This is a genomic window from Alistipes sp. ZOR0009 (assembly GCF_000798815.1).
Classification (GTDB): Bacteria; Bacteroidota; Bacteroidia; order Bacteroidales; family ZOR0009; genus Acetobacteroides.
In genome coordinates, this window is record NZ_JTLD01000004.1 from 217,641 (window position 1) to 234,782 (window position 17,142).

Here is a 17,142-nt window from a genome sequence, read left to right on the forward strand (position 1 = left end):
TGGTATGCAAATGTAGGAGATATTTTGATAGCATGCAAAAAAGGAGCAATAAGGTGTACACGAAAGTACAGAAAGGTAGAAGAGTGGCCCCTCCTGCTGCTTGCTTACGCTAGCATCATGATAAAATAGTAAAAAATAAGGATAAGACGCTGCTGAAGACTATGAGTAAGAAATGGAGGAGCTAGCAATAGCAAGTGGGACCTGAATTATTGATGGAAGAGAACAAAGCGGTTCGTAGCAGTAAGCATTGCGCTCAACGCAGTAGCTATTGTTATTGAAGCAGTAGCTATTGTGCTTAATACAGTAGCTATTGTGCTTGATGAAGTACTAATTGTGCTCAATGCAGTAGTAGCAACTGTCAGCACAATGGTAATTGTGCTTAATGCAGTACGCTTTGTGTTAGCTGCAGCAATAATTGTGCAGAATTCAGTGGCTGTTATGCTTGAGGCAGCGGCAGCTGTGCTGAGTGCAGTATCAACTATGCATAAAGAGAAAGCGGAAGTGACGCTTTAGGCAACCTCCGCTACTATTGTAGATGGTATGATGCGCATCCCCCATTTAGGGAGATTCTTTGTCCGTCGCTTAGGGCTTTATGGTTTTAAACTTGATGGATGCAATGCGCTTATACTCGGGACTTGCAGCCCCAAAGGCCGATTTTACGTAGGTCTTTGCGGTAATGGCCAAATCGACCAACCCGGTGTTGGGCGCATAAAGCTCCGTGTTACGCGCTGTACGGGCACCATAGAGGGCACAGGATGCGGTGTTGCACTCGCTGTTGAGCGCGCGAAGCTCGGCAGCAAAGGCTTTGAGCGATACAATCTTTAGCTCCTCCTCGTTGGGATTATACTCGGGCGTACTGGCCAGCGCCTCAACGTAGCGGTCGAGGTTGTCGGTTAGGCTATCGTAGCTGCGCTGCGATACAGATACGGTTACGGCCTTCGCCTCGGGGTTGGCCGCAGCGGCCTTCCTGGCGGCAGCCTTGGTCGATGCGGCGCGCGTACCATAAATTTTTCGCGCAATGGCAGCCATAGCAGCATCGGTATTTTGGGTAGATGTGGAGGAGCGCAGCGAGTTGAGCGCGCGGGTAACGATGGAGTTGAGCGGCTTAAAGGCATTTTCGCGCCTGTTGCTTACGTTGGAGTACAGAACGGAGGCCGAGCTAACCGCATTGATGGACGCGCGAGCCGAGGTTTCCTTTGCCTTTAACGCCGTTACCAGTAAAAAAGGGTTGGAGGGATTGTACTTAGCGCCAAACGAAATGATGTCTGCTATTAGCACACCAAAGTTGTCGACATTTTTGGCGTTGCCTGTCTCTGAAGTACTAGCCATAGCGTGATTTATTAGGGTTAAAACATTCGCTGTTAGAATGATTTAAATTTACAAAATTCCATACAACATTTAACATCCTCTGTTATGCTCTTTCTATTCTCTATATCTTAAAACATACTTCGTCAGGAATTGGATGTTGCAAAACATATATTTGAATAGTCTTATTTTTGATAAAAAATAACAATAAGTACAAATAAGCGCTAATTTAGTAGCCATCATTTAAATCGAATTATACACTACAGATACTTAAATTAGGCCTTTCAAGTTGAACCGTCTTCGAAGTGTGGTAGAACTTCTATTTAGATGAATGCAAGGATATCCATTCCTACATTATTCCATAGTCTCTTTCTACATTTGCCAAAACTAGATGTATAGAACTAGAGTTACGAAGACGAGTAGGTTAAGAAAAACAATACTCAGAAATTCATGTTCACACAAGAATGAGACCTTGAATTATAAAGAAATGAAATTACAACACCACAAAACACTAACTTACATTTACTTTTACTAAAAACAACAAAAATGGAAAACACAAACTCTTTTTTAAATTCGATCTCTTCAACTGTTACCAGAAGTGTACGAGATAAAAGAAGCTTTGATAAACTTTTATTATTAAAAGAAGTTCTGCAGAAAGTTACTGATTATTTTAAAGCTGAAGCATTTTCGATTTTTCTTGAAAAAGAAGAAGATAACGAAGTATTCTCGTGCGTTGCGGGTAGTGGGTACGCAGGCGATATCGTAAATAAAGCGGAGTATAGAAAAGATGAAGGTTTTACAGGCTTCATCTTACGCACTCAAGAACCTTTTAATATAAAAAATAAAACTGAGTTAATAGAAAAAATAAAAACACACAAAATAAACACAAGTGGTAAATATGATGATATACTTTGGACTGGGAATCGACATTTTAGAAATTTAATAGCAATTCCTTTACTTCAAAATGAAAAATCAATTGGTCTAATAAAAGTAGAGAACAAAATAGATGATGAATTCTTTTCTGATGAAGAGTTTAACGCGATGAAATTTGCAGGACAATTACTTTCTTTATCAATTACTCAAATTGATTTCTACCAAAAATGGAAAAAATCAGAACAATTTGAGTCTATTATTCAAAGAATTCCCAACCTTCTTAAGAAAGACAATAAGTTTGAAACATTACTAGAAGACATTGTCAAACTAACAATGAACTTTCTTAATACAGAAGTTTGTTTTCTCTACTTAGAAAAAGATGGTTATTTAGAATGTGCTGCAGGCGCTGGATATGCTCAATCTGTCATAGGGAGGAAAGAAGTTAAATATAAACTTGGAGATTACTATGGTTTGACAGGAGCAATTGCAGATAGCCGACAACTTTGGATAATTAATAGTAAAGAAGAATTGTCAAATTTGGAAAAAGAAGGAATCGCAAAAAAATTAGGAGACAGACATTATGAGAAAGGATGGGAATTTAAAAACTTAATAGGAACTCCATTAAAAATAGACAACAACATACTTGGTGTAATAAAAGCGGAAAATAAAATTGGCACATCAACATTTACAAGTTATGATATTAAAGCGTTACAATTAATATCAGATGTTGCATCTCTTGCTATTAACAATTACAAATCACAAGTAATTAAAGAAAAAGAAGAAAAAGAAGAAGAAACTATTGAACAAAAAATAAAAAACGCAAAAGACAAATTGCGGTTAGGTAAATTTCAAGAAGCAATAAAAATAGGCTTGACAATCGTAGATCTGTTGAAAGACATTGAAACAAAAAAAAGACTCGTTATATTATCAACTAGATACAATCAGTTAATGAAGCAAGAGGTAATGATGCCTATCGATGAATTGATAAGAAATGAGATTTTAATAAAATTATTCGAAGTATTTGACACTTTAGATGATATAAACAAAAATAAATAACAATCTACAAATGCGATTTTCAATATATAATACATTTTGAAAATCGCATTTGTTAATTAAATTACAAACACAATTTTCAAATAAAACAAATGTCTAAAATTGCTGAAAACTTAAGCGCTGAAACTCTTTTTCATTTTACTTCTAGTATAGACCATTTAGTCAATATATTGAAAACCAACTTTAGTCCTAGATATTGCCTAGAAGATTCATCCTATTTTTCTATAAAAGGATATAGTAATACAGAACAAGCATATCCTATGGTTTGCTTTTGTGATATTCCTCTATCAAAAATTAAATCACACCTTATTACATATGGTGAATACGGTATAGGTCTTAGTAAAGATTGGGGCTTTAAAAACAACTTAACCCCTTTAATTTATTCAAGGCCAAACACCAAGACTTCAAATGCAATAGAAAATTTAATCACTTGGTATTTAAATAACAATGAATTAAAAGATTCTGATGATATAAAGCTTATAACTTCAGAATTACTCATGCATATAAAGCCTTATGAAGGGAAGATGTACAGGAACGGAAAATATGAACTCACAAAATTTTATGATGAAAGAGAATGGAGATGGATTCCTAATATTGCAAATGATGAAATACCTTTAAGTATAGATAAAAAAACTTTTAATGACTCGAAAACACGAGATATATACAACGAAAAAATTTGCAATTATTATAGTTTAAAATTCACACCTCAAGATATTAAATACTTAATAATAAAAGATGATTCTGAGATTAGTTCTTTTATAGAAAAAATTGAATCAATAAAAGGTTTTTACGATTCAAAAACGATTAAAATATTAACCACTAGAATATTTACATCAAATCAAATCAAATTTGATCTGTAACTTTCATTAGACATAATTTAAGTCGAAGTGTAAAAATCGTCGGAATTTGTAATTGAACTCCTCTAATTTAAGTCGTAGTCTAAGACTATGATTAAATAAAAATAAATGCTCATATTCAAAACACAACCACACCAACAGAGGCTTTACCTTTAATGTTGGAATCCATATTAAACGAATTTAAAAATTACACTTTTGGTTTTGCAAATCGGTAAAATTTGAGGAATCCTACCAAACAGAATCTAGCCTTGGACTGATATAGATGATCATTAAAATTAAAGAAGATTTACTAAAGCGCAAAACAAAGTACCGTGTATACATATATAAATTATTACCATACGATTACAAAAAATATCAACCATTAATAAAACGCTACTTATAGACGTATTTCCCTTGCCAAAAGGAGAAAACCACAAGAAACAAAAGCTCCACCGGTATCGCATCGGTAGAGCTTCTCAGCTGTTGGGAATATTAGAATACAGGTTAACTATTAATTCATTCAATAAGCGGAGATGTACCCTCCCTAATCAACGTCAGCTACGGCTGTGCCGTTTTATAAAGCAGCGTTTAAAAGCTTCGCTCTTTACGTAAGGAAAGGAGCTCCGCCAGTGTCACACCGATAGAACTCCTTTTCTGGCCGTTGGATATATTAAAGTATTAATTATGGATAGAAAATTAAATTTTAAAGGGTTTCACATACAAACTATCCGTCTAATTCGGAGCATTCGGCTGCTGCCTTAACAGCCCCTAATGCTTAACCTCTTTCACATACTCAATCAATCATCCTGAGCAAAGTTAAGCAGATCATCTCGACTATCAATAGCCGTCAGGCGGGATATGCCCACATAATCAGAAACATATATACTATTAATTAGAGATGATTCGCTCCAAAAGTTGGTTCTACCGGTCCAAATAAATCCGCACCAGCAGCTTGTAACGTAAGGCAATCTTTACTGCAGGGGATTGACCGCTTTGGCCTCTATCCTAAAATTACACGGCCAAGCGGAATTTTCTTTTGGCTAGCGATCCGTACGCTACGCATCACCCAGGGAGCCTACAGAATAAAAAAGGGGCCGCCCATTTGGACAGCCCCTCGTTCTATTTCTTAAGGTAGAATTAAGACTTTACGCGCTCAGAGTAGCTGCGAGTACGGGTATCAATTCTAATCTTTTCGTCTTGGTTGATAAATAGCGGAACGCGGATTTCAGCACCAGTTTCCAAGGTTGCTGGCTTAAGCGCATTCGAAGAAGCGGTATCGCCCTTTAGACCTGGCTCGGTATAGGTTACCACTAGGTCTACGAAAGGAGGAAGCTCGCAGGTTAGCACCTCTTCCTTATCGGCGTGTACCATCATTTCAACGTACTGACCTTCCTTCATTAGGTCTGCGTTTTCAACGATATCCTTTTCTAGGGTAATTTGCTCGAAAGTTTCGTTGTGCATGAAGTTGTATCCAGTCTCGTCCTCGTACAGGAATTGGTATGGACGACGCTCAACGCGGATAATGTCGATCTTAACGCCAGCGTTGAAGGTATTTTCGATTACACGTCCGTTCTCTAGATTTCTAAGCTTTGTTCTAACGAATGCGGCACCTTTACCTGGTTTTACGTGTTGGAATTCAACAACTGTAAATGGCTTACCGTTCATTTCGATGCAAAGTCCGTTTTTGATATCTGCTGTAGTTGCCATAAAAGGTTTACAAGTTTATTTTGTTGCAAATATAATTCATTGATTTTAAAAATGGTTGCACTAAATTACAGTCCTAGCAAATTTTTCTTCGATTTAGTAACCACAAAGTCCTTTAAATAAAAAGGTTCGTAGTAGGCAACATCGACAAATACCTCTGCAGAAAGCATATTTAGTGCAATAGGAACCATATTGGCGGCAGAGGCCTTTACATCGATAAAGCGTGCATTGGGATGGGTAATTACATCGGCACATTTACCAGCGCCATTGCCAAAGAAGTAGATAACGTTACGCTCGAGCTCGCTAGCAAAGGAGTTTTCGTCGATAATAAGCGCCTCAACATCGGTTTGCTTCTCGCCTTTAGCGTTATAAAGCGCGGTGTAAACCTCCATTCTACGGGCATCTATCATTGGGCAGTATAGCGCTCCTTGGTCCGTTACCTGACCTAGGGCTCCTTGAACAAGCGCAGCCAAGCTACCGATGGCAATCATTGGGAGCTTACTTCCAAAACATATTCCTTTTGCTGTAGAGACGCCAATTCGCAGGCCGGTGTAGGATCCGGGTCCCTCGCTAACGGCAACGACCGAAAGATCGGCTGCTGTAAGGTTGTTAGATGCTAGTAGCTCGTCGATAAATACCGCCAGAGAATGCGCGTGGGCTTGCGGTTCCGAACTTTCGCGTATGGCTATAACCTGATTATCTTTTGAAAGGGAAACGGAGCATACCTCCGTTCCCGTTTCAATACAAAGTATGATGCTCATGTATCTTTTGCTTGCTGTTAAGCCTTCATTTGGCTTGTGGCGGCAAAGATACTTAAATATTGCGCTCTATTCAAATACCTTATCTTTAGCAACAACTTCGACTGCTGTTCCATCTTTTAGCTTACGCGATATGGCGCTAAAGGGGCTTACAACAACCTGATCGTCTTTCTTTAATCCGCTAAGGATTTGGATGTAGGTATTATCCTGAATTCCTGTTTTTACCTTTACCCTTTTAACCGTTTTCTCTTTAGGCTTGTAAACAAATACAACCTCCTCGCCTCCCGACTTTTCAAGAACAGAATCGTCAATAGGAGTCGCCTCCTCCTGGTCTTTTACCTCTTCCTTCTTATCCTTCTGTGCCTTTATCTTAGCAGAGTCGATATAGTTGGTTACGGCCTGTATTGGGATAGAAAGGGCATGTGGTATAGCATTTGTTTCGATCTCGACCGATGCCGACATACCTGGACGGAATGGGCTTGGGCTATTAGGCTTTACCAAGCTAGCGTAGGACTCTTCCAAAAGAAGCACACGCACCTCGAAGTTGATAACCTGATCGGTGCTCGAAGCGTTAGTGGTGGCCGAATTGGCTATTTGGGTTACTATCCCCTTAAACTTCTTTCCCAGATAGGCGTCTATTTCGACAAAAGCCGTGTCGTGCAGCTTTACCTTTACGATGTCATTTTCGTTTACGTCGGCATAAACCTCCATTTGGTTTAAGTTGGCAATACGCATAACCTCGGTACCGGTCATCTGCATTGTTCCTACAACTCTTTCGCCTAGCTCCACATTCAGCTTAGAGATTACACCGCTCATTGGAGCGTAGATGGTCGTTTTGGAAAGGCTTTCATTAGCCTCCTTCAATGAGGCTTCCGCACTTTGGTAGTCGGATTGCGCTGCCTGAAGGCTGCTCTTTGAGTTTTTATAGGCGGCTTCGAAGTTTTCGAACTCCGACTTAGATATTACCTTTTGCTCGTAAAGCGATTTATTACGGTTGTATGCCTGCTCGTCTTTTTGCAGCTGCACCTGAGCTTGGTTAATTCGCGACTTTGCTGTATTTAGGCCTGCAGCAGCTCTGTCTCGTTGAGATATATACAGATCTGGCTTTACCTTAAACAGTAGGTCTCCACGATTTACCCGCTGCCCTTCCTTTACAGGAAGCTCCACAATTTCACCCGAAACGTCGGAACTGATCTTTACCTCTGTTACAGGATGTATTTTCCCATTAGCAGAAACGGTTTCCACAATTCGTCGCTCTAAAGGCTTTTCTACGGCAACTTTGGTAACGGCATCTTTACCAAACCATCCGGCCTTCTTTCCAACAATAAGCAAAACAACAAGCGCAACCGCGCCAATAATGATGTATCTCGTAAGATTTTTCTTTTTCATTGCCTTACAGTTTTATAGGAATACCCTTGTAAAAATCGAGAATTTTTGTCTTAAAGATGAACTCGTACTTTGCCTGTAGCAAGTCCGATTCCGATTTCGAAAGGTTGTTCTTTGCAGTATTATAGTCGAGGGAGTTTGCTGCTCCTACGTTGAATTTCTTATCGGCATTGGTAAAAGTCTCGGCAAAGGCATCGCGAGCCTTTTGGGTTGCATGAAACTTTTTCAAAGCGCCAACCGCATCGGCATGAGCTTGCGCTATTTCCTTATATAGTACGTTTCGTTGCTGCTGAAGGTTAAGCTGCGCGGCAGTATATCCTATACGAGCGTTATTAACCGAGTACTTATTTCTAAAGCTGCTGAATATTGGGATGCTTAGGTTGAGCCCCAAGTTTGTTGTCTGATTCTTTCGTAGCTGATCGCTTATAGCCTGCTTTCCGTAGATGGCAACCGGATTTCCGCTGGCATCGGTTGTCATCGACTTCAGCTCCTGCGCCTGGTTAAAGAAGCTTGTTCCATACTGAGCAGAAAAGGACAACGTAGGGTAGTAACCGCTTTGAGCAACCTTTACTCCACGTTCGGCACTCTCCACCTTCACCTCTGCCGACTTAATCTGTGGAAGTCCAAGCGAGCTTTCGAATAGAGAGCCAGGAGAGGCAAGCACATACTGCTCGTTCATGGGGATATTACTAGGATGATCTATCTTAAACTGGGTATCAGCAGAAAGTTCGAGCAGCTGCTTAAGCGTTAGGTAGGCAATATCGAGCTGGTTCTGCGCATTTACCAATGCCACCTCCTCTTGGGCCTGCTGAGAACGAATCTCCAAAAGATTACTCTGGGAGAGGTTGCCCGCATCCACCAACTTTTGAGTTCTTTCAACCTGACTCTTGGTTAGCTCCACCTGCCTTTGCGAGATTAGCACCTGCTCTTCATTAAATAACACCTGCAGGTAGGACGCAACAACATTTAGCGATACATCATTCCGTGTTTTCTCAACATCTAGCAGAGCCGATTGGAGATCGAGCTTATTCTTGGCAATGGTATTCCGCTTATTCAAACCGCCAAAAAGTTCGACTTGGCTACCAACCCCAAAGCTTCCACTCCAAGAGTTTTTATCTACAGCCGAGAAGTTGGAGTTATCTCGCGAACGTCCAAAAGAAAGAGACTGGCTTCCGCTTCCCGAGATGGTGGGTGTTTGGCTCCATTGCGACTGCCTTAATGTATTTTCGGCGTTGGATACGTTTAACCCTTGCTGCTTAATGGTTATATTATTACTTAGCGCGTATTCAATACACCTTTCAAGAGTCCAAGTCTCCTGCGCATCTCCTGCTGCCGAAAAGAAAAGTGATGCTGCTAACAAAAAAACTATTTTTAATTTCATCCTAATACATTTATTATTAAGGTTGAATCCTACGATATAAACACCAACGCTATCCAACCCAAGTAACGGGTAAAGTCGGAAGGTGTTCAATATTGCCTTTAAGTAGTCTTAATCGACACATCGCAAGTTAGCTAAAAATAGAATAAATAGAAATAACTTGAAAGATGCACGACCTGATTTTAAATCACACTTATGAATAAAAAACAGCCAGCATATTTCGAGAAAATGCTGGCTGATATTTTTTGAGGAATGCTATTCTTTTACAATAACAACGATTCCATCCATCCTTACAATAGTAACAGTTGCGTTTAAAGGAATGCTAGCCCCATCGTGGCTAACAGCCTCCCACTCGGCTCCTCGATAGAAAACTCTACCGCTCCCATTTTCGGGAATTTCACGCACCACCTTTACCTTTTCTCCAGAAAACTCGGAGTATCCTACCCCATCTTTTGCCTGCGAGAACTTTTGTTTTAAAAATTTACGAAGCAAGAGTAAAAACGCTACGGAGCTTACGCTGAAAACAACAACCTGTAAGGTAATTGTTGGCAAAATACCAAAGAAGGTAAGAAGCGCTGTAAGCAATGCTCCCATAGCAAGAAAGAAGGCGAAAAAGGAGAGCGAGAACATCTCAATCACCAGCATTAAAAAGCCGATGATGAGCCAAAGCTGCGAATGGCTAATTACGTCCATCATTACTTTATAGGAGTTGGGTTACCCGAATTCTGTGGTAGCTGCTGCTTAACAACGGTTAGGGCACCAGAAACAATTGATGCCATATCGCCAAAGTTAGCAGGCAAGATAAGCGTATTGTTGGTTTTAGCAAGCTTTCCAAACTGCTCAACAAGCTGCTCCGCAACACGTAACTGAATGGCTTCAAAGCCTCCTTCGTCCTTAATAGAAGCGGCAACAGCCTTTATACCGTCGGCAGTTGCAACAGCAACAGCTCTAATTGCTGCAGCCTGTCCTTCGGCTGTGTTTATTTGTTGCAGCTTAACACCTTCCGACTCCAGAACCACCTTCTGCTTCTGTCCTTCGGCAACGTTAATAGCCGACTGCTTTTCTCCTTCCGACTGAAGTACACGGGCGCGTTTCTCACGCTCGGCCTGCATCTGCTTCTCCATGGCATGAAGAACTGATTGTGGAGGAGTAATATTCTTAATCTCGTAGCGCAACACCTTTACACCCCAGTGCTGAGAAGCCTCGTCGATAGCTTCAACAACTGCACGATTAATGGTGGTTCGCTCTTCGAAGGTACGATCTAGCTCTATTTTACCCATTTCGCTACGCATTGTTGTTTGCGCCAGCTGGGTTACCGAAAAGATGTAGTTGCTAATTCCGTATGCCGCCTTTTGAGGTTCAACAACCTGAAGGAAAACCACACCGTCTACAATTACCTGCACGTTGTCGCGGGTAATACAAACTTGCTCGGGTATATCGAAGGTTTGCTCTTTTAAAGTGTAACGGTAGGCAACCTTATCAAAAAAAGGAATGATAAAGTTTATACCAGGTTTAAGAACTTCGTGAAACTTACCGAGACGTTCGATAATATAGGCAGTCTGCTGAGGAACAACCTTAATAGTCATCAGTATCAGAAGTAGCACAAACACGACAATAGCGATCAAAACGCCTAATCCCATATCAACCATAGCTATTTAAATTTGTTAATAAAATAAAGTTAACCAAGGGCCAATATAGCATTCTTACTCGAAATCCCTACTACCAAATAGGGAATAATTATAAAAATGTGCTAGCCCTTCCATTTAATGCTGCATCCGATACTTGGAATTTGTTTTGCCGTGGGCTTATTCCCATTTAGCACAGCCTCTATTGCTGCACGAATATCCTCACCTGTAACTGGAATGCCATTTGATGGACGCGAGCTATCCAGCTGTCCCCTATATACCAACGATAGTTCCCCGTCAAAAAGGAAGAAATCGGGGGTACAGGAAGCATCGTACGCCTTTGCAACCTGTTGCGTTTGATCGTACAGGTACGGGAAGGGATACTTCAGCAGATCGGCCACCTCTGCCATCTTCTCTGGAGAGTCGTCGGGATATGCCTCTGCATCGTTGGAACTGATTGCAATAATGCTAACACCCTTCTCCATATAGTCGTTTGCCAAGGCAACCAGCCCTTCATTAATATGCTTCACAAAAGGGCAGTGGTTGCAGATAAACATTACCAAAGTAGCCTTGCTAGACTTGAGTTCGTAAAGCCCTCGCACCTTCCCTGTTGATGGTTCCAACAAAGCAAAGTCGGGGGCTTTTGTTCCCAGTGGGATCATATTAGATTCTGTAGCTGCCATAAGCCTTATTTTACGAATTAGGTATGCTAAACACCAATTCTAGAACCTAGTTCAATGCCCTTTAAATAAAATGGAGGCATTCAGCAACATCCCTGCTTGCTACGAAATATAGATGCTTTCAAAAAAGGCTTTCTCGTCGGCCTCCTTCAGCATGCTGTTAATGGCCGCAAGCTGGTTACTATTTTGAACCTTAATACCTTTGCTCACCACATCAGAAAATTCGGCAACAGACTTCACCGCAGGTAGGTACACCAAATCTATACCGTAACGCGTATCGAACGAATACTCCGTGGTGCTCGTATACAGCTCGCCTCCCACGTTTACTCCGTATGCGCCGCCTTTTACCGAAGCATCAAATTTTTTATATTTCTTGGATATGATAAACTTCTGAACAACACCTGTTACAATACCTATAGATTTTACCTTGGGGTCGTTGATTATTTCATGATTAAAGGGCGATTGCATCCAGCTAATAAGGCACTTCTCCCACTCTTCGCCATGATCCACCAAACGGACAACCGCATTGTCTATTACCTTTACCTCGTAAATCTCATCGCTACTAAGGCTCGATGATAGAAAGGAGAGAAACTCAATATTTGCAGCCACCTTGTTCTCCACAATAAGCTCCATTCGAGTAATAGGCTCCTTAAGAACCGATGCTTCGTCAACTTTAGGTGTAATAGATAGGGCCCAACGTTTTAAGGTAGGCTCACCTTCCTTTTCGTAAAATATTTTCCCTAGCAATGATGCTGGACCAGCGCTAAACGAGTCATTCTTTAGGTATCGGAGGGCGTCATCTGCCTCAAATTCCTTTTTTACTGTTTCAATCGTTGCCTTTGCCCTTTGTTCGGCAACCGATTCATTCATCACGCTATTGATGTGTTCTGTAGATGGCTTTGTAGTGTTTCCCATGATCCCGATATATTCTGTTAAGGTGTTACCGATGGATTTTTATAATTTATTATGGGCTAAATATAGCGGAAAGGTTCGTTGTTCAAAAGCTACATGCCTAAATGGCGATACAAATATTGGCGACCTTTTCTCCCTACTAATATTGCAAGAACACTATTTTTGTAACCTTCGTTATAGGTATGCGTCAAAGAAGAGCAAGCTGCTTTTAAGCGGTGCTAAGATCATCAGCAAATAATGGAAAATAGCCACATATAAACTAAAACAATCGTAATATGAATTTTAGAGTTATCATTTTACTGCTACTCACCACACCTGTCTTTGCCCAGCAAAAGGCTTCGGTGTCGAATCTCCGAAAGGTGGTGGAGGTGCTTGCTTCCGACTCTCTTAAGGGGAGAGCCTACAAGTCGGAAGAGATAAAGCTCGCCAGAGAGTACATCATCGAGAACTTTCAAAAGGTTGGACTTAAGCCTTACGGCAATAGCTTTGAGCATAAGGTAAGCTGGCACGAACAGCTTGACGGAAACCAGGAGGTTACCAACATTGTGGGATATATAGAGGGAAGCGACGCAAAGCTGAAGGATGAATTTTTGGTTATCGGAGCCCACTACGATCATGTTGGCTATACCGCTGATGGCGATACCGTTATTTATAATGGTGCCGACGACAATGCGTCGGGTGTTTCTGGAATAATAGAGCTGGCGAGGTTGCTACTTTCTAATAATCAAAGACCAGCTCGAAGTATTTTGATTGTTGCCTTTGATGCGGAAGAGGTTGGCCTTGTTGGATCGACCAAGTTTGTAAAAAACTCGCCTATACCGTTAGATAAGATTAAGGCAATGATGAGCGTAGATATGATTGGACGTGCCGATCTTATCAATGGGGTTATTTTTTCGGGTATTGGATCGCTTAAAGGTATAACCATCTCTCCCTCTCTATTCTCGTCCGAAAAGAATCGTGAAGTTAAGCTGGTTAAAAGCCCATCTAGCATGGTTTTTAGAACCGATACTGGTCCATTTTTCAGAAAAAACATTCCAGCGTTATATATTGACACGGGTCTAAAAGGTTTTTACCACAAGCCCGAAGATGATGCCAATACGCTTGACTATGAAGGAATGGCGTTTGTTGTAGACAACTTAAAAAAGTTGGTAGAGGTTATTGCAGAACAACCCAATGTAACTTTCCATAATCCAATCCCTACAGTTGCCCTTGGCTTTACCTTTGGTGGAGGACTAAACCACTTTAGGCTTACTAGCGGAGGCGTTGACAATAAGTCAACCCTAACCTTCAATGCTGGAATTTCGTCACTAATTCAGCTTGGGAAAAGAAGTGCCATACAATCTGATGTGCTGCTTAAGGCAAAGACATCGCGTTCGGCCATCGGAAATATTATAATGCCCAGCATATTTGTTCCAGTACACTTTATGCTGATCTCTCCATACAATTCAAGCCGTGGATTTTTCGGCATTGGCCCCTACTACAGCTACTCCTTTCAACGTTATGTTAGCGGCGATAAGATGCCAATGGCTAGCAAAGACAAGAATGACTATGGCTTAAGCGTAATGGTTGGGGGTATTGGAATGAACAATCAGGTGGCCTTACGCTGCTGCTACGGCTTTAAGCGTATGATGGAAGATCAACCGAGAATGCACTACCGAAGCGTGGAGCTCTCTTTCACCAAGTTCCTACGCTACTAAAGCGAAATCCAAACGCTTACCAGCGCCAAACATACATCACGGATATCCAACCCTGCACCTGTAAAGCTTACTTTACAATTCCGGGGATGGATATTCCGGTGATATTACGGTAAAGTTCGAGCGCATACACATCTGTCATCCCCGAAATAAAGTCAACAACCGTCATCAGGCGGTCGTAAGGCTCCTTGCATTGGGTGTTATACTGTACAGGAATACGGGTTATGAGCTTCTTGGAAAGGTTACGCTCTGGGTGAAGCATCGCCTCGGTAAACTCGTTACAGAGGGTGGATAAAATACGATAACCCGCAATCTCAATCTCCACAACCGAGTGATGGTTGTATATCTTCTTAACCGAAATATCTACAATACGGTCGGCGGCATCGAGAAAAGACTGGGGCAGCAGCTTAATGAGCGGCGTGTGGAAATTCCCCGTTTCAATTTCGCCAATATGCGCAATGTAAGCAGCAGCACATTGCTGTATAAGTCGGCTAATAGCCACTGCTCGAAGATACGCTATGCGCTCGTTGGGGTCGGTAACAATGTTCAGATTCTCGGTTAGCTCCCCCTCGTTATTCGGATCGTAGGCTAGCGGATAAAGAAGATTAAACACCTCATCGCTTGAGAGGATTCCGAGCTTATGGGCATCCTCCAAATCCATCAGCAGGTAGCAAATATCATCGGCCGCCTCCACCAAAAAGGTCAGCGGATAGCGTTCGAATTTCAAAGGATCGCTGCTTATCTCCTTTAGTCCAAGCGTGGTGGCGATATTATGGGCAAGCTCCTTCTCCGCCTGAAAAAAACCAAACTTATTCTTATTGGTAAGCGACGATTCGTAGGGATACTTTATAATGGAGGCCAACGTAGAATAGCTAAGGCCAAATCCGCCATCGCGACGACCGTTCATTTTAGCCGTAAGCAGCCTCAGTGCGTTGGCATTACCATCAAAAAAAACCAGATCGTTCCACTGCCCCTTAGTAAGCTGTCCCTGCAAATCGGAATGGTTGTCGCGAAAGTATCCCGAGATGATCGTTTCGCCGGCATGCCCAAATGGAGGATTTCCCATGTCGTGCGCTAGGCAAGCAGCCGCTACAATATGAGGGATTTCTCGAATCGACTCTGCCTGATCGGGATGGCAGCTTACCAGCTCATCGGCAATAAGAGAGCCAAGCGTACGCCCAACAGAGGCTACCTCTAACGAATGAGTTAAACGGTTATGCACAAAAACGGCACCAGGTAGCGGAAAAACCTGCGTCTTATTCTGCATCCGACGGAAGGCCGACGAGAAAATGAGCCTATCATAGTCGCGCTGAAAATGAGAACGTCCAATGGTAGGCGTTGTTGTGCTAGAAGCATGTTCTTTCCCGGTGCGTGTTCCGCAAATGAGCTTATTCCACATTGTCGATGAGTTTGTTGCAAAGATAGCCATCTAACCAGATTTAAGAAAATGTTACCAACGCAATTCCATACTGCTTTTTGCGATGCATAAAAATGCTACCTTTAAGTAATAAAGTATAATAACTTGTAACCAAGTAGCCGCTTGTGCGTCTATCTGATAAGAACTAAAAATTTTAAATCATGGTAACTAAAGTATTGGCAATGCTAATTCCAATTTGCGCCATCGTTTTTGGCAATGCGCTTGCATTTGGAATTGCCTACTTCGCCATAAAATCGCGAAACCGCGAACGAATGGCGCTAATAGAAAGAGGGGCAACACCAGAGGAGGTGTATGCAAATAGGAAAATATCTAGGCATGCCTCATTAAAGAATGGACTTTTCCTTATTGGAGTAGCCGTAGGTCTACTCGTTGCAGGAATTGTTAGCGAAACAACTTCGATTAACGAAGTTACAGCCTACTTCTCTTTTACAATGCTATTTGGAGGACTAGGTCTGATTATTTTTTACCTAATTTATTCTAGGCATGAGCGTAACCACCCAGGAAGCGACTTCTGACCTTATTCTAATTCAAAGGGCCAAAGAGAACCATTCCCCTGCAGTGGCTGAGCTAATCAACCGCTACAAGGGAATGGTGTATACCATTGCCCTAAACATACTGAAGAATAAGGAGGAAGCCGAAGAGGTGGCACAAGATGTCTTTGTCAAGGCATTTACAAAGCTCAACCTGTTCCGAATGGACAGCAGCTTCTCATCGTGGCTATACCGCATTGCCTACAACACGGCAATCTCGCGAACCCGCGAACAGAAGCGCGCCAAAGCCTACGAGGAAGAGGTGGTTGCAACCGAGTCGTTCGAGCAGCAGGCCAAGGCGTTTGGCGATTTAGAGCAGGACGATCGGAAGCGCTTCCTCAAAAAAGCGATGGAGCGCCTCGATAGCGACGACAACCTGCTGCTGATACTGTTCTACTACGATGGCAAGTCGATGGAGGAGATAGCGCAAATAACGGGATACTCCGACTCCAACGTAAAGGTTAAAATCTATCGAGCTCGCAAAAAGCTGCACGAGGAGCTCGAAAAGCTCCTAAAAGGTGAAACCAAAAACTTACTCTAAACCATGGATCAGGATAAATTTTTAAAGGAGATACTTGCCAACGGCATCGAACAGCCATCTGCAAACTTTACCAGCAAGGTGCTAGGTAAGGTAGCGACACAAAAAGCAACACAAAGTTCAAAGGTGGAGATACCCAGCCTAATCGTTTTTCTGGCTATACTGTTGCCGATCCTTTCGCTTACTGTCAGCTTAGAGCCCATTTACGCACAAGTAAGCACGCTACTCAAGCAGCTAGGTCTAAGCTCCGTCATAAACCAGCAAACCATTATCGTAATATCGCTCGGCGTTCTACTATTTAGCCTGCTGGATATCTTTTTATTCAAACGGTTTGCCAAAGGAGAGCATAAGAATGCCCCTAAGATGTTTTCTATTTGGTAACCTCAAATTAATTGGGACTTTAACCTTAAATATTTTTAACTATCACAAGAA

General features: G+C 41.8%; 17 protein-coding genes. 7 read left to right on the forward strand and 10 right to left on the reverse strand.

The genetic code is table 11. The features are described from left to right. Positions 1 to 312: 312 nt before the first annotated feature. Complete coding sequence (locus L990_RS01640) at positions 313 to 513, forward strand: hypothetical protein (protein ID WP_231562237.1); 201 nt, start codon at positions 313 to 315, stop codon at positions 511 to 513. A 69-nt stretch (positions 514 to 582) separates the two neighbouring features. Here the strand turns inward: L990_RS01640 and L990_RS01645 are convergent, their stop codons facing one another. Next, positions 583 to 1,329, reverse strand: a complete 747-nt coding sequence (locus L990_RS01645) for a hypothetical protein (RefSeq protein WP_047444829.1) — start codon at positions 1,327 to 1,329, stop codon at positions 583 to 585. 522 nt (positions 1,330 to 1,851) lie between these two features. On the opposite strand from L990_RS01645, the gene L990_RS01650 reads away from it, so the two are divergent. Then, complete coding sequence (locus L990_RS01650; RefSeq protein ID WP_047444831.1) at positions 1,852 to 3,234, forward strand: GAF domain-containing protein; 1,383 nt, start codon at positions 1,852 to 1,854, stop codon at positions 3,232 to 3,234. A gap of 89 nt (positions 3,235 to 3,323) precedes the next feature. Next, positions 3,324 to 4,091 carry an abortive infection system antitoxin AbiGi family protein gene (locus L990_RS01655; RefSeq protein WP_047444833.1) on the forward strand — a complete coding sequence of 256 codons (768 nt, stop codon included), beginning with the start codon at positions 3,324 to 3,326 and terminating at the stop codon, positions 4,089 to 4,091. Positions 4,092 to 5,204: 1,113 nt separating this feature from the next. On the opposite strand, the gene efp is transcribed toward L990_RS01655, so the two are convergent. From efp to L990_RS01695, 8 genes are all read right to left on the reverse strand, one after another. Beyond that, the gene (gene efp, locus L990_RS01660) at positions 5,205 to 5,774 is read right to left on the reverse strand and encodes an elongation factor P (protein ID WP_047444835.1); all 570 of its coding nucleotides are present in this window, start codon (positions 5,772 to 5,774) and stop codon (positions 5,205 to 5,207) included. 65 nt (positions 5,775 to 5,839) lie between these two features. Further along, positions 5,840 to 6,532 carry a tRNA (adenosine(37)-N6)-threonylcarbamoyltransferase complex dimerization subunit type 1 TsaB gene (gene tsaB / locus L990_RS01665; protein ID WP_047444837.1) on the reverse strand — a complete coding sequence of 231 codons (693 nt, stop codon included), beginning with the start codon at positions 6,530 to 6,532 and terminating at the stop codon, positions 5,840 to 5,842. Between the two features lie 66 nt (positions 6,533 to 6,598). Further along, the gene (locus L990_RS01670; RefSeq protein ID WP_047444838.1) at positions 6,599 to 7,918 is read right to left on the reverse strand and encodes an efflux RND transporter periplasmic adaptor subunit; all 1,320 of its coding nucleotides are present in this window, start codon (positions 7,916 to 7,918) and stop codon (positions 6,599 to 6,601) included. Between the two features lie 4 nt (positions 7,919 to 7,922). Beyond that, positions 7,923 to 9,296 carry a TolC family protein gene (locus L990_RS01675; protein WP_047444840.1) on the reverse strand — a complete coding sequence of 458 codons (1,374 nt, stop codon included), beginning with the start codon at positions 9,294 to 9,296 and terminating at the stop codon, positions 7,923 to 7,925. A gap of 252 nt (positions 9,297 to 9,548) precedes the next feature. Beyond that, complete coding sequence (locus tag L990_RS01680; protein WP_052180636.1) at positions 9,549 to 9,989, reverse strand: NfeD family protein; 441 nt, start codon at positions 9,987 to 9,989, stop codon at positions 9,549 to 9,551. Continuing rightward, positions 9,989 to 10,942 (reverse strand): SPFH domain-containing protein, encoded by a 954-nt coding sequence (locus L990_RS01685; RefSeq protein WP_047444842.1) that lies wholly within the window; start codon positions 10,940 to 10,942, stop codon positions 9,989 to 9,991. Before L990_RS01685 ends, L990_RS01680 begins: the two co-directional genes overlap by 1 nt. Before the next feature lie 101 nt (positions 10,943 to 11,043). After that, positions 11,044 to 11,601 (reverse strand): thioredoxin family protein, encoded by a 558-nt coding sequence (locus L990_RS01690; protein ID WP_047444844.1) that lies wholly within the window; start codon positions 11,599 to 11,601, stop codon positions 11,044 to 11,046. A 99-nt stretch (positions 11,602 to 11,700) separates the two neighbouring features. Then, positions 11,701 to 12,513 (reverse strand): hypothetical protein, encoded by an 813-nt coding sequence (locus L990_RS01695; protein ID WP_047444846.1) that lies wholly within the window; start codon positions 12,511 to 12,513, stop codon positions 11,701 to 11,703. Positions 12,514 to 12,785: 272 nt separating this feature from the next. On the opposite strand from L990_RS01695, the gene L990_RS18955 reads away from it, so the two are divergent. Further along, positions 12,786 to 14,207 (forward strand): M20/M25/M40 family metallo-hydrolase, encoded by a 1,422-nt coding sequence (locus L990_RS18955; protein WP_052180637.1) that lies wholly within the window; start codon positions 12,786 to 12,788, stop codon positions 14,205 to 14,207. 67 nt (positions 14,208 to 14,274) lie between these two features. Here the strand turns inward: L990_RS18955 and dgt are convergent, their stop codons facing one another. Beyond that, positions 14,275 to 15,633, reverse strand: a complete 1,359-nt coding sequence (gene dgt, locus L990_RS01710) for a dGTP triphosphohydrolase (protein ID WP_156121274.1) — start codon at positions 15,631 to 15,633, stop codon at positions 14,275 to 14,277. Between the two features lie 149 nt (positions 15,634 to 15,782). On the opposite strand from dgt, the gene L990_RS18960 reads away from it, so the two are divergent. From L990_RS18960 to L990_RS01725, 3 genes are read left to right on the forward strand one after another with little or no spacing between them, the layout of a single operon-like run. Beyond that, positions 15,783 to 16,157 carry a DUF6249 domain-containing protein gene (locus L990_RS18960; RefSeq protein WP_052180638.1) on the forward strand — a complete coding sequence of 125 codons (375 nt, stop codon included), beginning with the start codon at positions 15,783 to 15,785 and terminating at the stop codon, positions 16,155 to 16,157. Next, positions 16,126 to 16,713, forward strand: a complete 588-nt coding sequence (locus tag L990_RS01720) for an RNA polymerase sigma factor (protein ID WP_052180639.1) — start codon at positions 16,126 to 16,128, stop codon at positions 16,711 to 16,713. Before L990_RS18960 ends, L990_RS01720 begins: the two co-directional genes overlap by 32 nt. Positions 16,714 to 16,716: 3 nt before the next feature. After that, positions 16,717 to 17,091 carry a hypothetical protein gene (locus L990_RS01725; protein WP_047444852.1) on the forward strand — a complete coding sequence of 125 codons (375 nt, stop codon included), beginning with the start codon at positions 16,717 to 16,719 and terminating at the stop codon, positions 17,089 to 17,091. The last annotated feature ends 51 nt before the right edge of the window (positions 17,092 to 17,142 follow it).

Coding starts and splice junctions, on each gene's coding strand:
- L990_RS01645 (WP_047444829.1), bottom strand. CDS start 1,329: ATGGCTAGTACTTCAGAGACAGGCAACGCCAAAAATGTCGACAACTTT.
- L990_RS01650 (WP_047444831.1), top strand. CDS start 1,852: ATGGAAAACACAAACTCTTTTTTAAATTCGATCTCTTCAACTGTTACC.
- L990_RS01655 (WP_047444833.1), top strand. CDS start 3,324: ATGTCTAAAATTGCTGAAAACTTAAGCGCTGAAACTCTTTTTCATTTT.
- efp (WP_047444835.1), bottom strand. CDS start 5,774: ATGGCAACTACAGCAGATATCAAAAACGGACTTTGCATCGAAATGAAC.
- tsaB (WP_047444837.1), bottom strand. CDS start 6,532: ATGAGCATCATACTTTGTATTGAAACGGGAACGGAGGTATGCTCCGTT.
- L990_RS01670 (WP_047444838.1), bottom strand. CDS start 7,918: ATGAAAAAGAAAAATCTTACGAGATACATCATTATTGGCGCGGTTGCG.
- L990_RS01675 (WP_047444840.1), bottom strand. CDS start 9,296: ATGAAATTAAAAATAGTTTTTTTGTTAGCAGCATCACTTTTCTTTTCG.
- L990_RS01680 (WP_052180636.1), bottom strand. CDS start 9,989: ATGATGGACGTAATTAGCCATTCGCAGCTTTGGCTCATCATCGGCTTT.
- L990_RS01685 (WP_047444842.1), bottom strand. CDS start 10,942: ATGGTTGATATGGGATTAGGCGTTTTGATCGCTATTGTCGTGTTTGTG.
- L990_RS01690 (WP_047444844.1), bottom strand. CDS start 11,601: ATGGCAGCTACAGAATCTAATATGATCCCACTGGGAACAAAAGCCCCC.
- L990_RS01695 (WP_047444846.1), bottom strand. CDS start 12,513: ATGGGAAACACTACAAAGCCATCTACAGAACACATCAATAGCGTGATG.
- L990_RS18955 (WP_052180637.1), top strand. CDS start 12,786: ATGAATTTTAGAGTTATCATTTTACTGCTACTCACCACACCTGTCTTT.
- dgt (WP_156121274.1), bottom strand. CDS start 15,633: ATGGCTATCTTTGCAACAAACTCATCGACAATGTGGAATAAGCTCATT.
- L990_RS18960 (WP_052180638.1), top strand. CDS start 15,783: ATGGTAACTAAAGTATTGGCAATGCTAATTCCAATTTGCGCCATCGTT.
- L990_RS01720 (WP_052180639.1), top strand. CDS start 16,126: ATGAGCGTAACCACCCAGGAAGCGACTTCTGACCTTATTCTAATTCAA.
- L990_RS01725 (WP_047444852.1), top strand. CDS start 16,717: ATGGATCAGGATAAATTTTTAAAGGAGATACTTGCCAACGGCATCGAA.